The sequence below is a fragment of the Paenibacillus sp. IITD108 genome (genome assembly GCF_036541265.1).
GTDB lineage: Bacteria > Bacillota > Bacilli > Paenibacillales > Paenibacillaceae > Pristimantibacillus.
The window spans coordinates 59,296-75,710 of record NZ_JAZHCT010000006.1 but is presented as its reverse complement, the minus strand read 5'-3'; the positions used below and the strand labels follow the sequence as shown (position 1 = coordinate 75,710).

The 16,415-nt window shown below is 43.5% G+C and carries 11 protein-coding genes; 9 read left to right on the top strand and 2 right to left on the bottom strand.

Features of this window, described 5'->3' with window-relative positions:
- Positions 1–51 precede the first annotated feature (51 nt).
- On the top strand, positions 52–2,136 hold the full coding sequence (gene ppk1 / locus V1L65_RS07095; protein ID WP_331698411.1) for a polyphosphate kinase 1: 2,085 nt from the start codon (positions 52–54) through the stop codon (positions 2,134–2,136).
- Here ppk1 and V1L65_RS07090 read toward each other — a convergent pair.
- Complete coding sequence (locus V1L65_RS07090; RefSeq protein WP_331698410.1) at positions 2,128–3,672, bottom strand: Ppx/GppA phosphatase family protein; 1,545 nt, start codon at positions 3,670–3,672, stop codon at positions 2,128–2,130. The two genes, ppk1 and V1L65_RS07090, sit on opposite strands and share 9 nt — an antisense overlap.
- A gap of 399 nt (positions 3,673–4,071) precedes the next feature.
- On the opposite strand from V1L65_RS07090, the gene V1L65_RS07085 reads away from it, so the two are divergent.
- The 3 genes from V1L65_RS07085 to V1L65_RS07075 all read left to right on the top strand — a co-directional run bounded on the left by V1L65_RS07085 (position 4,072) and on the right by V1L65_RS07075 (position 7,720).
- On the top strand, positions 4,072–4,722 hold the full coding sequence (locus V1L65_RS07085; protein WP_331698409.1) for a FusB/FusC family EF-G-binding protein: 651 nt from the start codon (positions 4,072–4,074) through the stop codon (positions 4,720–4,722).
- Between the two features lie 547 nt (positions 4,723–5,269).
- The gene (locus V1L65_RS07080) at positions 5,270–5,962 is read left to right on the top strand and encodes a DNA alkylation repair protein (protein WP_331698408.1); all 693 of its coding nucleotides are present in this window, start codon (positions 5,270–5,272) and stop codon (positions 5,960–5,962) included.
- Positions 5,963–6,097: 135 nt separating this feature from the next.
- On the top strand, positions 6,098–7,720 hold the full coding sequence (locus V1L65_RS07075) for a GMC family oxidoreductase (RefSeq protein ID WP_331698407.1): 1,623 nt from the start codon (positions 6,098–6,100) through the stop codon (positions 7,718–7,720).
- Positions 7,721–7,901: 181 nt separating this feature from the next.
- On the opposite strand, the gene V1L65_RS07070 is transcribed toward V1L65_RS07075, so the two are convergent.
- A complete protein-coding gene (locus tag V1L65_RS07070) occupies positions 7,902–8,720 on the bottom strand; it encodes an SPL family radical SAM protein (RefSeq protein ID WP_331698406.1) in 819 nt (272 codons plus the stop codon).
- 220 nt (positions 8,721–8,940) lie between these two features.
- On the opposite strand from V1L65_RS07070, the gene V1L65_RS07065 reads away from it, so the two are divergent.
- The 5 genes from V1L65_RS07065 (at position 8,941) to V1L65_RS07045 (ending at position 15,683) form a co-directional block, all read left to right on the top strand.
- Entirely contained in the window at positions 8,941–10,332 is a 1,392-nt protein-coding gene (locus tag V1L65_RS07065) for an ABC transporter substrate-binding protein (RefSeq protein ID WP_331698405.1), read from the top strand.
- A 168-nt stretch (positions 10,333–10,500) separates the two neighbouring features.
- Positions 10,501–11,385, top strand: a complete 885-nt coding sequence (locus V1L65_RS07060) for a carbohydrate ABC transporter permease (RefSeq protein WP_331698404.1) — start codon at positions 10,501–10,503, stop codon at positions 11,383–11,385.
- Positions 11,385–12,212, top strand: a complete 828-nt coding sequence (locus tag V1L65_RS07055) for a carbohydrate ABC transporter permease (protein ID WP_331698403.1) — start codon at positions 11,385–11,387, stop codon at positions 12,210–12,212. The genes V1L65_RS07060 and V1L65_RS07055 overlap by 1 nt, the downstream gene beginning before the upstream one ends.
- A 33-nt stretch (positions 12,213–12,245) precedes the next feature.
- Positions 12,246–14,054 carry a cache domain-containing sensor histidine kinase gene (locus V1L65_RS07050; protein WP_331698402.1) on the top strand — a complete coding sequence of 603 codons (1,809 nt, stop codon included), beginning with the start codon at positions 12,246–12,248 and terminating at the stop codon, positions 14,052–14,054.
- A gap of 9 nt (positions 14,055–14,063) precedes the next feature.
- Complete coding sequence (locus tag V1L65_RS07045; RefSeq protein ID WP_331698401.1) at positions 14,064–15,683, top strand: response regulator transcription factor; 1,620 nt, start codon at positions 14,064–14,066, stop codon at positions 15,681–15,683.
- Positions 15,684–16,415: the final 732 nt, after the last annotated feature.

Genomic DNA, 16,415 nt, shown 5'->3' with positions numbered 1-16,415 from the left:
GCAGCAGAAAGAGGTACTATAAGGGTAAATATGGCTAAAGGATGACATGATATGGAGACAATTGGTTCGCGATATTTAAATCGGGATTTAAGCTGGGTCGAATTTAACAAGCGGGTGCTTCAGGAAGCTAAGGACCCAAACACGCCGCTGCTTGAGCGCGTGAAATTTTTATCAATCGTATCCAGTAATTTGGATGAGTTTATTAGTGTTCGCCTTGCCGGCATTCAAGACCAGATTCGTGCAGGCTATGCCAAGAAGGATTTTACCGGCTATACACCCTCTGGGATTTATAAAAGGCTCCATTCGCGCATATCAGGCATGGTATCAGAGCAGTATCGCACGTACCGCGATCTTGTCAGGCAGCTGGGCAAGGAGCATATTATGTTTCTTAAATACGAGGAGCTCTCTTTAAAACAACGCAAAGCGATGGAGGATTATTATCACGATATTATTTTTCCTGTTTTAACGCCGATGGCAGTTGATCAGAGCAGGCCGTTTCCGCTCGTTCATACAGGGTTTGTCTATTTGTCAGTCGTATTACAGCGTGAGGCAAGCATCTCGGAGGAGCTGCGGTTTGCGATTGTCCAAATACCGTCTAATTTATCCAGATTTATTGCTTTGCCTCAACATTCTAATAGCAAGAAGCAATCCTTTATTCTTATTGAAGATGTCATCAGGCATCATGTCCATACATTGTTTAGCGGATATACCCCGGTTGCTGTAGACGAATTTCGGCTGACACGCAATGCAGATTTAATGATTGATGAAGACGGAGCTGAGGATCTGCTGGAGGAGATTGAGAAGGAGCTGCGCAAGCGCCGCTGGGGCTCTCCGGTCAGGCTCGAAATACAAAAGGGCTTCCACCCTTTTGCTCTAGAGATTTTAGAGGATGAATTTGAGATTAAAGAGACCATTTTCGAAATTGATGGTCCTATTGATCTTAGCTTTTTAGGGAAGCTTACCTCGGCCATTAAAGGGAATGCAAAACTGCGCTATCCTCATATAGAACCGGTCTATCCGATGGAATTCGAAAAGCACGATAATTTCTTCCATGTTTTAAGCCAGCGTGATGTGCTCGTCTATCACCCTTACGAAAGCTTTGAAGCCGTGACGGATTTTATTATTCAAGCTTCTCAAGACCATGCTGTTATGGCTATTAAAATGACTTTGTATCGGGTGAGCGGCAATTCTCCGCTTATTAAAGCCCTTGCGCACGCAGCCGAATCAGGCAAACAGGTAACCGTCGTAGTAGAATTAAAGGCGAGATTTGATGAGGAGCGCAATATTGCATGGGCGAGAACACTGGAAAAAGCAGGCTGCCATGTTGTATATGGGCTCGTCGGCCTTAAAACTCATGCCAAAATTTTGCTTGTTGTACGGCAAGAAGGGGCGGACTTGAAAAGATACGTTCATGTCGGGACGGGGAATTACAACGACATTACGGCAAGGCTCTATACGGATATCGGCTTTTTCACAACAGATGCCGCAATCGGCGAGGATGCCTCTGATTTGTTTAATTTAATAACCGGCTATTCTTCGCTGGAAAAGTGGCGTGCCTTTACACCTGCTCCGGCTGATATGAAGGATAAATTATTCTCTTTGATCCGCCGGGAGGCGGAGCATGCCGCAGCAGGACGACCTTCCAAAATCATCGCCAAGATGAATTCTTTATCGCATCAGGAAATGATCGATGAACTATACGCAGCCTCTCAGGCAGGCGTGCATATTGAGCTCATTGTACGCGGCATATGTTGTCTGCGCCCGGGCATTAAAGGACTTAGCGAGCGAATTACGGTCAGAAGCATCGTCGATCGCTTTCTCGAGCACTCGCGAATTTATTATTTTGAAAATGGCGGCAATCCGGAAGTTTGGATCTCGAGTGCGGACTGGATGACCAGAAATTTAACACGCCGCTTGGAGCTTATGTGTCCCATCTACAAACAAGACACACGCGATACGCTCATTCAAATTTTGATGCTGTCGCTTAAGGATAATGTAAAGGCGCAGCGGCTTATTCAAAATGGCAAGTACGAGCCGATCACAAACGATCTTCCGCCTTGCAGAAGCCAGTTCGAAGCGCTGCACATTCATTCCTGGAAAAAGAAAACGAAGGATCGGCAGCTAGTATTATCTTGAAAGGTGCAGATTCCATTTTAAGCCAAGTTTCCATGCTTTTTTGAATGGCTTTACCGCAGCTTCAAGCCCTCTAGTTTCCAGCAGGGCTTGTTTGCTGCAAAACAGCTCAAGCTGCAAGGCATCTGCTTTTATTTCTGCAACAATATCTTCCACAGCCCCCGTCTCGCTAATGTTAAGCGCAATGGCAATATGCAGCAGCGACCCTATTTGGGCAATCAGCTCAGCATCTGCGGGCTCGAGCAGGTTGCGGTAAGGAGCCAAGGAGGACGCTTTTGCTTTTCCTAAGGCAGCTGCTGCAATATTAGCGCATAGCAAAGCTTCGCGGTGCGTTAAACCAGCAATGGGAGCATTCGTCAACCAATATAAAGTATGCTTGTCGTATTGGTGATAGTGAATACTCCCGCCAATTTTATACAGCATGGCTGATACATAGAGCAGCTTCTCAGCCTGCTGCTTATACTCCTGGGGATACGCTGCATATTGAGCGAATGCATCCAGTAAGCGAATCGCAAGCTTGTAGACATGAAGCAGATGATCAAGCCTTGCCGTAGAATGAAAGGCAAGCAGAGAGCGCGTTTGCCTTGGGATAACTTCTACTGCAGCCGGAACGCCTAGTCCGGCAGCCTCAATCAGCATTCCTTCTCGTAAACCAGTGCCGCTGACGACAACCGATGAAGCTTGTATGTATGCCATTATTGTATTTAAAATAATGACTCCTGGTGCGATAATATCAGAGCGTGATTTTGACAGCCCATCCAATTGCTTGCGTTTTGCCAAAGGCAGGGAAGGCAGCAGCTGCGCAAAATATTGAATCTCATTCGGATCGAGCTTGTAATGGTGGGCAGTTTTTAATGGATAGTTTGCCCTGTGCTGATCTAATTTGCTTAGCGCGCGGATCGTGCCGCCCAAACCAATCAAGGGCAAGCCGGGCGAGCTCATAATCCAGCTGTGCTGAGCCAATAATTGCTCCAACTTCTTCGTTAAGCTTGAAATATCGTGTTCTGTCCACGCTTCAGGCGATTTGCCGCAGCTGGCATGGCCATTCACGGCTCCTATCGGCAAGGAAATGCTATGCAGCAGCCTTCTGCCTCGGAATAAAGTAACTTCTGTGCTGCCTCCGCCAATATCAATAATAAATCCGTCCTCGTACTCTATATTGCTGACAACTCCAAGAAATCCGTAATAGGCTTCCTGCTCGCCTGATAATATTTGTACTTGCAGTCCAGTATGCTTAAGGATGCTATTCGCAATTTCTTGCGAATTTGAAGCATTCCGTATTGCTGCTGTGGCAGCAACTCGTATGTCACGGCATTTATATTGCAGGCAAATATGATGGAATTGCTGCAGGATGGGCATGATGCTTATTAGATCTTCACGATACAGCTTGCCATCAGCGTTTATTTTTTGACTAAGCCGTGCAGATTCTTTATTTTCATGAATTAGCCGATATTCTCCGGCCGAGGTCATTTCATAGACAGCTACCCGAATCGAATTGGAGCCAATGTCCACAATTCCGAATGTATGATTGTTTCCCATATCCAAGCTCCTTATTCTTGTTTTTTGTAACGATCGCCAGGCGGTTTAAGGAACATTATGGAGGATGCTATATGAGATTGCAAACGAAACGACAGCGTTTAAGAGCCCGTTTATTTAAAGATTATGTAAACGATTTTGCAAACCGCTGTTTCAATTAGATATAATCATTTGTCATATTGCGATCAATTATTTTATAATAAACATAATGAATGGGGGTTGGTAAAAATGGCAAATCACTTTGCCGAGGCTCGAACCTGCTCATGCGAAGCCACGATTAGGGCGATTCTTTGCATGGGCCGATGAAGCAGGTAGCACATTCGCCCAATTAATAAGAATATCGTTTCTAATAAGAGGCTTCGCACCTTATGTTTAATTAAATGAAATAAGGAGCGGGTAATAATGACAACGCCATTTATTAGAAACCATCAATATAATGTAATTAAAAAACAAGTCAAGCATTTGCAGAACACCTATAAAACAGTATCTGATCTCAAAATCATTGAGGCTGTCAAGCATAGCGCGCTGATTAAAATTACGGATGCGTTTGGAGAGCTTGCTGAAGAGCAAAAGCAAATGCTCGTACGAATCGTTGAGCTGGATACAGTAGAGGATCTGGAGCAGTATTTGCTTTCATTCAAGCCTTATCTGCTTGCGTTTCCAGCAATTACTGGCAAGCAGCTTGTGAAGCTCTTTCCAAAGGTGAAGAAGCTGAAGGCGCCTGACACAGCTGCTGTTGATCTTGACAGCATAACCTATCTTGGCTGGACGGATATTGCGCAAAATAAGCTGTTTATCGTTTATTCTATGCAGGGTGAGACGGTTGGCATTGAAGGCAGATTTACGCCTGCTAAGAAAGGTGTCTGCTTCTTGTGTAACCGGCACGAGGAAGTAGCGCTATTCACGGCGATTACGAAGTCGCGTCCTGCCAATGCGTCACCGGATTACTACAAAGCGATCGGCAATTACATGTGTATGGACAGCAGCGCTTGCAACAGCAATATTACAAATGTAGAGCCTTTGGAGCAGTTCATCCGCAATGTCATAAAGTAAAAGAAGAAGAGATGCTTCTAGATTTCAAAATGAAGCTCCTTCGTTTCCTGCTGGCAGGGGACGAAGGAGCTTCTGTAATTTCTTGATGAATAGCGGAGTGTCTGTCTTTGCCGAAGGATGCCTAAATGAATCGACATGGCCACACGTTCCGTTATTTGCTCTAAAACCGCCATTTTTTTAATTTCGCGGACATACATTCCGCTATGAGGCTCTAAATGAGACTTTTTCTGAGATTTATTGATCAATAGCGAAACGTCTGCCACTTTGCTGCCTCAAAACTGCGATTTTGGGAGTAATAGCGGAACGACTGACCGGCTAGAAGCTGTTGGGCCATGGATTGGGCTACAAGCAAACCGAAAGAGATGTTACTGCGATCAAGTTTGGGTGGAGGGCAGCTGTTGTACGTAAATTGAACTTTTTGATGCTAATAGCTGCTAATTCTTTATCTTGCTGTCTTATTTCGCTGTCCGTTTACAAACAGAGCATCTTTCTTGATAATAAAATCATGTAGTCGACTCTATTCAAACAAATTAAAAGCGGTGATGATGTGAACAACTCAATTAAAGAACAGCTTATACAGATGGCAGACCAGGATTACAAGAAATTCGCGTCAGCTTTAATTCCCAATATCGATAACATGCTGGGTGTTCGCCTGCCGAAGCTGCGCAAGCTTGCCCAACAGCTAGCCAAGCAGGATTGGCGTTCGTACTTGGCTAAAGCGGACAATGAATATTTTGAAGAAGTGATGCTGCAGGGTATGGTTATCGGTTATCTGAAAGCTGATATTGAAGAGGTGCTGGAAGCAGCAGCTGATTTTGTGCCGAAAATAAATAACTGGTCCGTGTGCGACAGCTTTTGTGCAGGATTAAAAATGACGAAAGCAAATAAGGAACATGTATGGGGATTTTTGCTTCCCTATTTTGCATCGGATCAAGAATATGATTTACGCTTTGGAATAGTGATGCTGCTCAACTATTATATTGAAGCTGACTATATCGAACGTGTACTGCGGCTGATCGATGAGGTGGACCACAAAGGGTACTATGTGAAAATGGCAGCAGCATGGGCGCTTTCTATTTGCTATATAAAGCTTCCTGAGCCGACAATGCATTATTTGCAGTCCAGCAAGCTCGATGATTTCACTTACAACAAGGCGCTGCAAAAAATTATAGAATCGCTGCAAATTGATAAGGAAACGAAGCAGCTGATTAGAAGCATGAAGCGTAAACAAAGCAGCTAAATAATAGCATGTAACGCAAGTAAATGCTCCTTTAATGAGTCTAATTCAGAATATCTGTTGGGTCGCTAAAGTAATTGGAACAACTGACCGCGCAAGGTAATACCCTGAATTAGTTAATCATAAAGGAGATATTAAATGAAAACGAACATGACTTTTGACTACATTATTGTCGGTACAGGTCCAGCAGGGGCTGTTCTTGCTAAGGAGCTTTCTGATAATAAAAGAACGTCTGTACTTGTTTTGGAGGCGGGTAATAATCATGATAAAGATATACCGATTAGTAATTCGACCTTTGCTCCTGAACTCGAGGAAAACTTTTCTCCCCAATATTTTTGGCAAGGGAAAGGGATACCGCAAACTGGGCTTGATGATCGCTCATTTGAATGGACGACTGGCCGCCTAGCAGGCGGAGGCTCTTCCATTAATGGGGAACAATATGTACGTCCAACACAGGAAGTAATGCGAAATTGGGAAACATTGCTTGGTATATTGTGGTCGCCTGAGAATGAAACAAAGCGGTTCAAACGATTGGAAAGATATAATGGCGAGACAACGAATAAAAGCGCGCGCGGTTATCATGGCAGAATAGACATTAGGCAGGCTCCGAAAAATCCGACCACAATGGCTGAAAAGCTAACCACTGCTATGGAACGGGCTACTGGATTTCCAAAAATTGATGACTATAATGATCCTGACACTCCACTGGGGCCGTTCACACGTTGGCAATTATATCAAAAAAGAAACGGTCAAAGGGTTAGTGCCTCAACAGCATTTCTCTCTTCGGATATCGTGACGCCTAAAGGACATGGTGTTTTTGGGCGCAAGCTGACCGTCTTATATAACACGACTGTTGTCCGAATTCTTTTTGATAATCGATCCGCTATAGGAGTACAATTTTTGGAGGAAGGGAAATGCGTTAAAGCATTAGCGCGCAAGAAGGTTATTGTATCAGCAGGAATAAACAGCGCTCAACTTTTGATGCTCTCTGGAATCGGACCTGCTTTTACGATAAGAAAAGCCGGTATTCCCCTTATATTTAATAATCCAAACGTCGGGAAAAGATTGAAAAATCACACATTAAATTCCGCTTCATTTTCTATTAATAAAAAAGACCGTGCGTTACCGGCTGATGATCCAAATGCTTTATACACAGGCGGGGCTTTTTTGCCCGACCCCACCGGTAAAGACCCGCATAGACGCGCAGTACAGCTAATTGGTATCGGTTCTGATGATCAGTTGAACATAGCTGTCATTTACTTAAGGCCGAAAAGTGCAGGTAATATTGTAATCCAGAGTAAAGACCCGCTTAATATTGTATTAGCTGATGAAGGATTTCTGCAATACCTGGAGGATATGGAAGCTGTAAAAAATATTTTCACAATATATATTAAGGATATTGCTGCCGAGCTTGCCAAAATCGATTCCTCGTACCAGCTTGTATCGCCAGATTTAGCTACTATTGAAAATGAGGAACGGCTTGAAGCTTTTATTAAAGAAAATTTCGATCACAACCATCATCAACAAAGCTTTCTCCGCATGGCCCCTTTAAGTAAAGGGGGTGTTGTTGACCGCTTTGGAAAGGTTCACGGAGTGAAAAATTTGATTGTAGCTGATGCTTCTATTATTCCTTTTACGGTGGATGGCAATACTTCTGCAGCAGCTTACCTTATAGGTTACACGATAGCCCGGCATTTACTTGGCACGCCCCGACGTAAAAAGAAGAGTCAGCCCCTTCTGCTTGACTGGGAAGAAGAATAGTTGAAAAATAACCGAGACAGCGTTTATTTTCAAAATATAAAAGATAGTATAAGTTATTGCTACCTTATATCTGTTCTTATATTTTATCGGTAAACGCGCCTGTCCAAAGGACGGCGGAGCCGTTTATCCTTGTGAGCAATGGTCTCGGTTTCTATATGGGCAAAGAGGTGCTGCTTGTTTCTTAAGGCTCAAACCCTTTTTGACTAATGAACAGTTCATTTTCAGCAAATATAGCTTTCATTCGCTCGTAAACCATTTTGTAGGCGCCAGGCTGATACCACTCTTCCAATCCAAGCTCTTCATAAAGGGCTTGGATTTTTAAGTTTTTCGTTCGTTTGCCGCCGCTGCCGTCGCCCATAAAATAATCATCAATACATACTCTTCGAACTAACGGGCGCAATAGAGCCGCAAATTGCTCACTGCTCGGAAGCATCGGGGCAATAGAAGCTTGAGCGGGTATATTAGCTTCGTTTAATTGTTTAAGCGCCTTTAATCTGGCTGGAATAGGAGGGGCTGAAGGCGTGAAATGCTTTCTTATATCCTCGCGATCCGTCTCCACCGTCATGCTGACGCGCACGCTCTTGCCAAGCTGTGACAGCAGGTCGATATCTCTAACAACTAGCGGACTTCTCGTCTGCAGCAGCAGGAAGTCAGGCGGTTGATCGACCATTGCCTCCAATATTGATCGGGTAATCCGCTCTTTATATTCAATTGGCTGATAAGGGTCTGTGCTGGAGGACATAAATATGGTAACAGGCCCTTTCTTTTTTGCGCGTTCTAATTGCTTTGACACAATGGCAGCTGCATCCCTTTTAATATCAACCCATTGCCCCCAATCAGCATCGCGAAAAAGTGAAACCGGCATTTGCCGAACATAACAGTATGAGCAGCCAAACGTGCAGCCCGTATAGGGGTTAAGGGAGTGGCTGTAGCCAGACAAAAAGCCAGTGCCTTTGTTAAGCAGTGTTTTGGGCGCAGTATAGCGCAGCTCTGTTTTCATCTGTTTGCAACGCCTCCTGATTCCTCCATAATATTTCTAAAACATATTATACTATGCTATACAGGCTTATGACTGGATAAGGCTTGTCAGAGGGATATTTTATTTTTACAGCTAGACAATATTATCCCCTTTCTAGAAATTTGTGCTCCTTACAGGAAATGAATGCGCTTTTATAATAAAGATGTAAACGTTAATAAAAATTTTGAAAGGGGAAACAAAGATGAAAAAAAGATTAACATTATTTTTATCTGTACTCACGGCCGTATCCGTTTTTGCAGCAGGCTGCGGCAAGACAACCAACAATCCTCCGGCATCTGGGAAAGAATCTGAAAAGCCAGCTCAAACCACTTCTCAGCCATCACAGGAACCGACACCTAATAATGATCCTTTCGAAATTACAATCAGACATACTCAAGTCGGCGAATCAAAAAAATTCCGTTTGGCACTATTGGAAGAAGTAGTGAAGAAAACAGAAGCAGCAGTACCTGGACTAAAAATCAAGCTTGACCCTGTTGATTCCGAAGTGAATCGTAAAGAAAAGCTTAGAGGCGAGATGGCTGCGGGCAAGCCGCCAGAAATTTTTGACGTATTCGGCAGCCCGGACGCAGCGCTTTATGCCAAAGAAGGCTTAATGCTTGATCTTACCGATATTCTAAATGAACTTGGCATTAAAGAAAAATTTAATATTTTGGCGCCATTCACGTACGAAGGCGGCATATACGGATTGCCAATTGGCGGTTCAATCGAAGGATATTTTTACAATAAAGAGTACTTTGAACAGAAAAACCTGAAGATTCCTGTAACGATTGCAGAGCTGGAGGAAATCGCAGCCGCTATTAAAGCGGATGGTAAAATTCCATTTGCGCAATCCTCCAAAGATGCTTGGATACCTTTGATGACGACTAACAATCTATGGTCCTACTATGCAGGTGTAGATATTACGTACGGCTTCAAAACGGGTGCTACAAAGTGGACGGACGAAAAAATGGTCAGCGCTGTTGCGAAGCATCAAGATTGGGTAAACAAAGGCTATTTCAAAAAAGGTGAGCTTGGTTTTGACTATGCAGACATGAGAAACCAGGTTATCACTGGCGAAGCGATTATGATGATGGACGGTTCATGGGCTAACTCCGTATTTAGAGATCCTGCTCAAGCAGGTGACCTGGTAGGGAAAATCGGGTATTTCAATATGCCTCCTGTAAATGCAGGTGATCCAATTATAGTGATGCAGGATGCTAACAACGGTTACGGCTTCTCCAGTGCGGTTGCGAAGGACCCCCGTAAGCATGCGGCTGTTAAAGAGTTCATCAAAAATATGTGGACAGACGAAATGCAGCTGCGCGGTTTGAAGGAAGACGGTTTGCTGCCAGCAATGAAAATGGATTTGGAGCAAATGAAAACAACATCTGACGATCCGCTAATGCAGGATATTTTCAGAGCGGTAAGTGAAATCGGAACTTCATATCCGGCTTTTGATGCGCTAGTGCAAGCTGATGTAAATACAGCGCTGAGCATTGGTATTCAACAGGTAATCGGCGAAGGCCTTGATCCGGCGAAAATGCTGGAAAGCGTTCAAGCAGCGCAAGATGCAGCAAACGCAATGGAACAGTAATTCAACAGTAATCCAATGATGAGGCTGCAATCATTTATGAATAGATTGCAGCCTTCCAAGAAAGGGTGCCTCTTTCGCTATAAGGTGTAGGAGCGCCCTTTCTATATATAAAGAGCAGGTAACATAGCAGATAGAGCCTGCAACCAAGGCATAACAATGGAGGTCACTATGGATAAAGCGCTAAAAAAACCGCTCACTTATTTAATATTCGTGCTGCCGGCTTTTATATTATTTCTTGCCTTTTTTATTTATCCGATATTTACGGCAATTAACAACAGCTTTACAAGCTGGAATGGCATTTCACAGAATATGAATTATATTGGCATGGATAATTACAAATTTGCATTGAAGGACCCTGCTTTTGGTCGAGCAGTTTTAAATAATGTTTATTTTATTCTTTTTTCTTGTTTGATTCAGGTACCGTTAATTGTAATTTTTTCTTTGCTGATTGCAAATGTGAGAAAGCTTAAAGGGCTTTACAAAACAGCGGTTTTTATGCCGTCAATTATGTCCACAGCTGTTATTGGGATTCTGTGGCAATTTATTTATAACCCTGACTATGGCTTGCTCAACAAAGTGCTGGGCTTGTTCGGCATCGATGCGATCTATTGGTTGTCCGAGAAAAAATGGGCGATGATCTCCATTCTGATCACGAATGCTTGGCAGTGGACAGGATTCTACATTATTATGGTGCTGGCGGCGATCATCTCCATCCCTAAGGAGCTTGACGAAGCAGCTGCCATTGATGGGGCAACAGGCGTACAAAGAGCGATGCGTATTACGCTGCCGCTTATTAAGCCAATCGTTTCTGTAGTTATAATGCTTTCCATTGCAGGTGCGATGAAAGCGGCGGATATCGTGCTTGTTATGACGAAAGGCGGTCCAGCCGGTTCAACTGATGTTATGGCGACCTATATGATCCGTTACGCAATTACCAGCTTCAAGCATGGCTTCGGCAATACGATTGCCGTATTAATATTTGTATTCACTATGATCATTACACTTGTCTATCAGCTATTGTTTGCAAGAAGCAACGAAAGGATTGAATACTGATGAGATCGCTAAAAAAGTCGATACCGCATGTTTTTCTAATGGGCTATTTGCTAATCATTTTGTATCCATTTCTGTTCGTGCTATTTTCTTCAGTAAAAACGGATAATCAAGCGATTGCAGCAAATCCGTTTGGCTTGCCTAGCTCCTTTCAGCTGGACAACTATGTGAATGCATGGGTAAATGCGAAAATCAGCACTTATTTTTTGAACAGCTTATATATTGGCGTGCTTGCTGCCTGTCTATCTATATTATTTGCTGCCATGTTAGCTTTTTCCGTTACTCGATTGCGGTTTAACAAAATCAGCTTGATTGTATTCCAATTAATTTTAATTGGCATGCTCATCCCAAATAATTCCTTGTTGCTTCCGATTTATGGCATAATGAGAAGACTGGACATTCTTGATACGCATATGTCGCTTATTCTTCCGTATGTTGCCAATGCCATCCCGTTTTCGGTTATTATATTGGCTGCTTTTATGCGTTCTTTGCCTGGAGAGATTGAAGAAGCTGCAGTAATGGACGGCTTAGGACCGACGGGGCTATTTTTCAAAATGATACTCCCTCTTACTGTCCCAGCGATTGTAACGGTCTTTATCGTCAATTTCTTAGGCAACTGGAATGAGTTCCTGCTTGCGAATTATTTCTTGTCCAGCGAAGAGCTTAGAACATTGCCTGTAGGCATGGTCGGCTTTAGAGATGCTTATAATACTAACTATGCGCAAATGTCTGCCGGAATCGTATTCAGCATACTGCCTGTTATGATCATATACGGAATTTTGCAAGAAAAAATTATTGAAGGCGTAACAGCAGGCAGTGTGAAGGGCTAGGCAGAAAGTTGCTTATTAGGAGCTGCCATTACTATGAATTTGCGAAATAAGCTGTTTCTGGCTTTTATAGGGCTTGTTATTATGCCGTTAATCATTCTTGGAGTGATTACTTTTTCCGTAACCTTCAAATCGATCGAAGAAAAGCATAGCCAGGAGGCGCAATACTCTCTGAAGGCGATCAGCTATAGCATAAAAAATGTGTTCAAGGAAATTGATAATGTTACGGATAACGGGATTGCTACGGGCGTTTTTCAGGAAGCGCTTAAAGCCAAGGACCCTAATTCGCAAAATTTATCCGGCTCTACGCAGCTTGTTTTGAATGCGACACAGAAGCATTTCCGTTCGTTGTTGTACAATCATCCTGCAATCGAATATGCTTTCTTGTATAATTTGCAGGATGTTGAGCGGTCTCGGATTATATCTATATTTAATAAAGAGGATTTTATAGCGATGCCATATGAGCGGTTCAAGGAGCATGAGTTATATGGCGAGGTTATGGCCAGAAATGGATTGCCCAAGTGGATAGCTCCGTATGAATACCCTGAATTGACCGGCAAGAACCGGGTATTTACTCAAATCCGATTAATTAAAGAGCTAACCAAGCTTGATAAGGTCGGTGTTCTTGTCGTTCAAATTAAAGACTGGGAGTTTGAAAGCATCTTCCACAGCTTGGAGCTTGGAAGCAGCTCGAGAGATACGCGGTTTTTGCTTGTAAATGATGACGGGCTTATTGTATACGATTACAAATCGGAGCTGGATGGTGAAAGGCTTCAAAAGTTTATGTCCAACAATTTGAGGCCGGCTGATGCGTCCACTAGCTTTAAAGGAAAATTCAACGGGGAAGAAAGTATTATTTCGATTCACCGGATTGAGGATTATTCCTGGAGTCTTGTTTCTGTTACATCATGGAGCTATCTGTCTAAAGAGCTGTTAACCTTTGGCAAATGGTTTGTGCTTATTATTGGCTTATGTTTAATAACTGCAATGATGTTTAGCTTGCTCTTTATGAATCGGATTACGGGAACGATCGGCATTATTGTAAGGTTTATGCGCAAGGTTGAGGATGGTGACTTCTCTGTTCGTGTGGAGGAAAAAGGTGATGATGAGCTCCTATTGCTGCAGCAGGGCTTTAATAATCAGATGAACAAAATCAATGAACTTTTCGAGGAAGTCAAACACGAGCAGCGCAATAAATCAAGTGCAGAGCTAAGAGTGCTGCAAGCGCAAATTAAGCCGCATTTTTTATTCAATACATTGGAATCCATTAACGTTTTGGCCGTGCAAAATGAAGGTAAAAAAGTGAGCAAAATGGTGCTGCTGCTTGCAAGAATTTTGCGAATCAGCATTCAAGGCAGTGAAGAAATTAGATTGAAGCTGGAAGTAGAGCATTTGCGCAGCTATTTGGAAATTCAGAAATTCCGATTTGAGGATTTATTTGAATATGAAATCGATATTCCTGAAGAAATGATGAATGGTATTTTATTGAAACTTACGCTGCAGCCGCTTGTTGAAAATAGCATACAGCATGGCTTTGAAGGGATAAGCTATATAGGAAAGATTAAAGTGTCGGGCCGCATGAGCAATGATCATATGGTGCTTACGGTAGAGGATAATGGGATTGGTCTTACGACTGAGCAGCTGCTGCGTATTCAGCAGACCGAGGCAGACTATTCCAAGCATATCATTGAGCAGCAAAATGACAATCAGGAGCAGCGCGGCTTGGGGCTGCGCAGTGTCGTTCATCGTTTGCGCTATCAATATGGCAGCAATGGCGCGTTGTTTATTTGCTCAGAGCCAGGTAAAGGGACGATTGTCCAATGTATGATTCCGTACAAGGATTGAGGTGACGGCATGAAAATAAAGGCGATGCTTGTTGATGATGAAATTCATATTTTGAACAATTTATCTAAGGTGCTGCCTTGGAATGATATGGATATTGAAATTGTTAGCCTGGCCCGCAATGGCGTTGAAGCGCTGGCTGCAGCTAAGAAGCATCGGCCTGACTTGATATTGACCGATATTCGCATGCCGGTCATGGATGGCATGGCTTTGCTGAAAGAAATTCGTCAGCTTGGCATGGAAAGCGAGGTATTGCTGCTTACCGGCTATCAGCAGTTTGAATATGCGCAGGCTGCTATTCATTATGGTGTGCAGGAGTATATCTGCAAGCCGATTAATTACGAGGAGCTTGAGCAATCCGTTAAGGAAGTTGCGAAAAATATTCGTGAGAAGCAGCTGCTGCAATCGAAGGAGCAGAAATTTGACCGCATTGCTTACTTGGCCAATAAAAATTACTTATTGCAATCATTGCTGGGTCAAAGCTACAAGGAAGAGCATCCGCTTTGGAGCGAGGATGAAGAATGGGTGGATGAGCTCAGCTATTTTATGTATTTGGTAGATGTTAATGAATACGCCTATGCCTCGGTCCAGTGGACTGTTGCTGATCGCAAGGATTGGAATAAAAAAATTAGAAAAAAGCTTAAAACGATGCTTGAAGAACGGCAGGCAAAAGAGGCAGCTGTGCTGCAAATTCGCGAAGGAGAATGGTGCATTATCATTCCAAATACGACGAATGAAAGCGTCATGGAGTCCAAACAGCTGAATCGTATGCTGTTCCAGCTGCAGGATGAAGAACGTGCGAATGAGCATGTGCATTTTCGGATGTGCGTCAAGCAAATTCCTTGCTCGGTGGCGGAACTGGCGGTTGTATACAAACAAATGCAGCAGCAGCTGACTTATCATAATTCAGACGAAGCAATCGTCATTGCCGATCAGGCTGCTATTGATCTGGCGCGAACGGTTCATGCTGATGTCGATGTAAAGTGGCAATGGATTGAGGAGCTTAGCAAGGGCTTGCGCAACGGCAGCGCTGAGCTGCTCGGCCAAGTGATCAACAGTATGAAGGAGCGGTTGCCGCAGCTATGCCTGTTGAGTGTTGCAAGAACAGAGAAGCTGCTTCATTATTTGCTTATCTATTTGCTTCGTGAAATGCGGGAGCAGCAAATGCTGGGGCAGGAGCAGGAAGAGCAAATATGGAACCAGCTGCAGGAGAGCATGAATGTAAAGGAGCTGCAGGCGCTTGTCCTCTCGCTTATTTCACAGGCGCGCAGCTCGCTGTCGACGAAAAAAAGCTCGGAGGTACTGATGTTTTCCGCTGAAAACTATATCCAGCAGCAGCTGGACAAAGATTTCGGCATTGACGATATCGCTCAGCACTTGGGCATCAGCTGCAGCTATTTTTGCTTTTTGTTCAAGCAGCATTTCGGAGAAACCTTTGTTGAATATTTGACTAGGCAGCGTATGGAAATCGCCAAATCGCTGTTAATGAACAGCGACAAAACGATTACGCAAATCGGCACACAGGTGGGATATATCGAGCGCAGATATTTTACGAAAGTGTTCCAGAAATATACGGGCATGACGCCATCAGAATACCGGATCAAGCATGCTGAGGCTGATATTAAAATGTAGTTGGATAAACATTATAGTTGGATAAACATGAGCAGCGGTTGCCTTTGGCAACCGTTTCGTTTGTTCCGAAGGTTCTCTAATGGGGTGCTTGTTGCCCAATCCTTGGCCCAACCGCTTCTAGCTGGTCAGCCGTTCCGTTATTTCGTCCGAAATGGCAGTTTTGAGGTGGCAAAGTGACACACGTTCCGCTATTGACCAACAAATCGAGGAAAAAGTCCCTTTTGGTGCCGAATAGCGGAACGTGTGACCGAGAAATGAAGTAAATGGCGGTTTTAAAGCAAATAACGGAACGTGTGACCATGTCGATTTTGTATCGAATTCTGAGAGACTGTCGATTACTTGTGGGCAACTATTGATAAGCAATGAGAAAGGGGAAACGGAGAGCAAGAATGGGAATGGAGAAGCGGCAGCGTCCGCCTTTGTAGGCTAATTTTTTCCTTTACAGGGGTTTATTTATTCATAAAAATTAGACTACAACAGCGGTCGGAATCCCAATCTTGATTGCAGTGATACCCCTTTCTATTGCTTGTTGCAACTATCCACAATGAATCGACAGTCTCTCTGAAGGCGCTATTTCGCAGAAAAAGGCCTTTTCGAAAATCTAACGCATCGTAGAGACGCTATTAGTGAACAAAATGCTTATTTGGCAGTGTTTTACAGCTAATAAGCCTACTACGATTCGTTACAAATATTAAACAAGCTTTTTCGGCATAATAGCGCGCGCTACCAGCA

What these genes read in the sequence shown, in the direction of transcription:
- V1L65_RS07060 (WP_331698404.1), top strand. Translation starts at nt 10,501, where the DNA reads ATGGATAAAGCGCTAAAAAAACCGCTCACTTATTTAATATTCGTGCTG.
- V1L65_RS07090 (WP_331698410.1), bottom strand. Translation starts at nt 3,672, where the DNA reads ATGGGAAACAATCATACATTCGGAATTGTGGACATTGGCTCCAATTCG.
- V1L65_RS07085 (WP_331698409.1), top strand. Translation starts at nt 4,072, where the DNA reads ATGACAACGCCATTTATTAGAAACCATCAATATAATGTAATTAAAAAA.
- V1L65_RS07050 (WP_331698402.1), top strand. Translation starts at nt 12,246, where the DNA reads ATGAATTTGCGAAATAAGCTGTTTCTGGCTTTTATAGGGCTTGTTATT.
- V1L65_RS07065 (WP_331698405.1), top strand. Translation starts at nt 8,941, where the DNA reads ATGAAAAAAAGATTAACATTATTTTTATCTGTACTCACGGCCGTATCC.
- V1L65_RS07045 (WP_331698401.1), top strand. Translation starts at nt 14,064, where the DNA reads ATGAAAATAAAGGCGATGCTTGTTGATGATGAAATTCATATTTTGAAC.
- V1L65_RS07055 (WP_331698403.1), top strand. Translation starts at nt 11,385, where the DNA reads ATGAGATCGCTAAAAAAGTCGATACCGCATGTTTTTCTAATGGGCTAT.
- V1L65_RS07070 (WP_331698406.1), bottom strand. Translation starts at nt 8,720, where the DNA reads ATGAAAACAGAGCTGCGCTATACTGCGCCCAAAACACTGCTTAACAAA.
- ppk1 (WP_331698411.1), top strand. Translation starts at nt 52, where the DNA reads ATGGAGACAATTGGTTCGCGATATTTAAATCGGGATTTAAGCTGGGTC.
- V1L65_RS07075 (WP_331698407.1), top strand. Translation starts at nt 6,098, where the DNA reads ATGAAAACGAACATGACTTTTGACTACATTATTGTCGGTACAGGTCCA.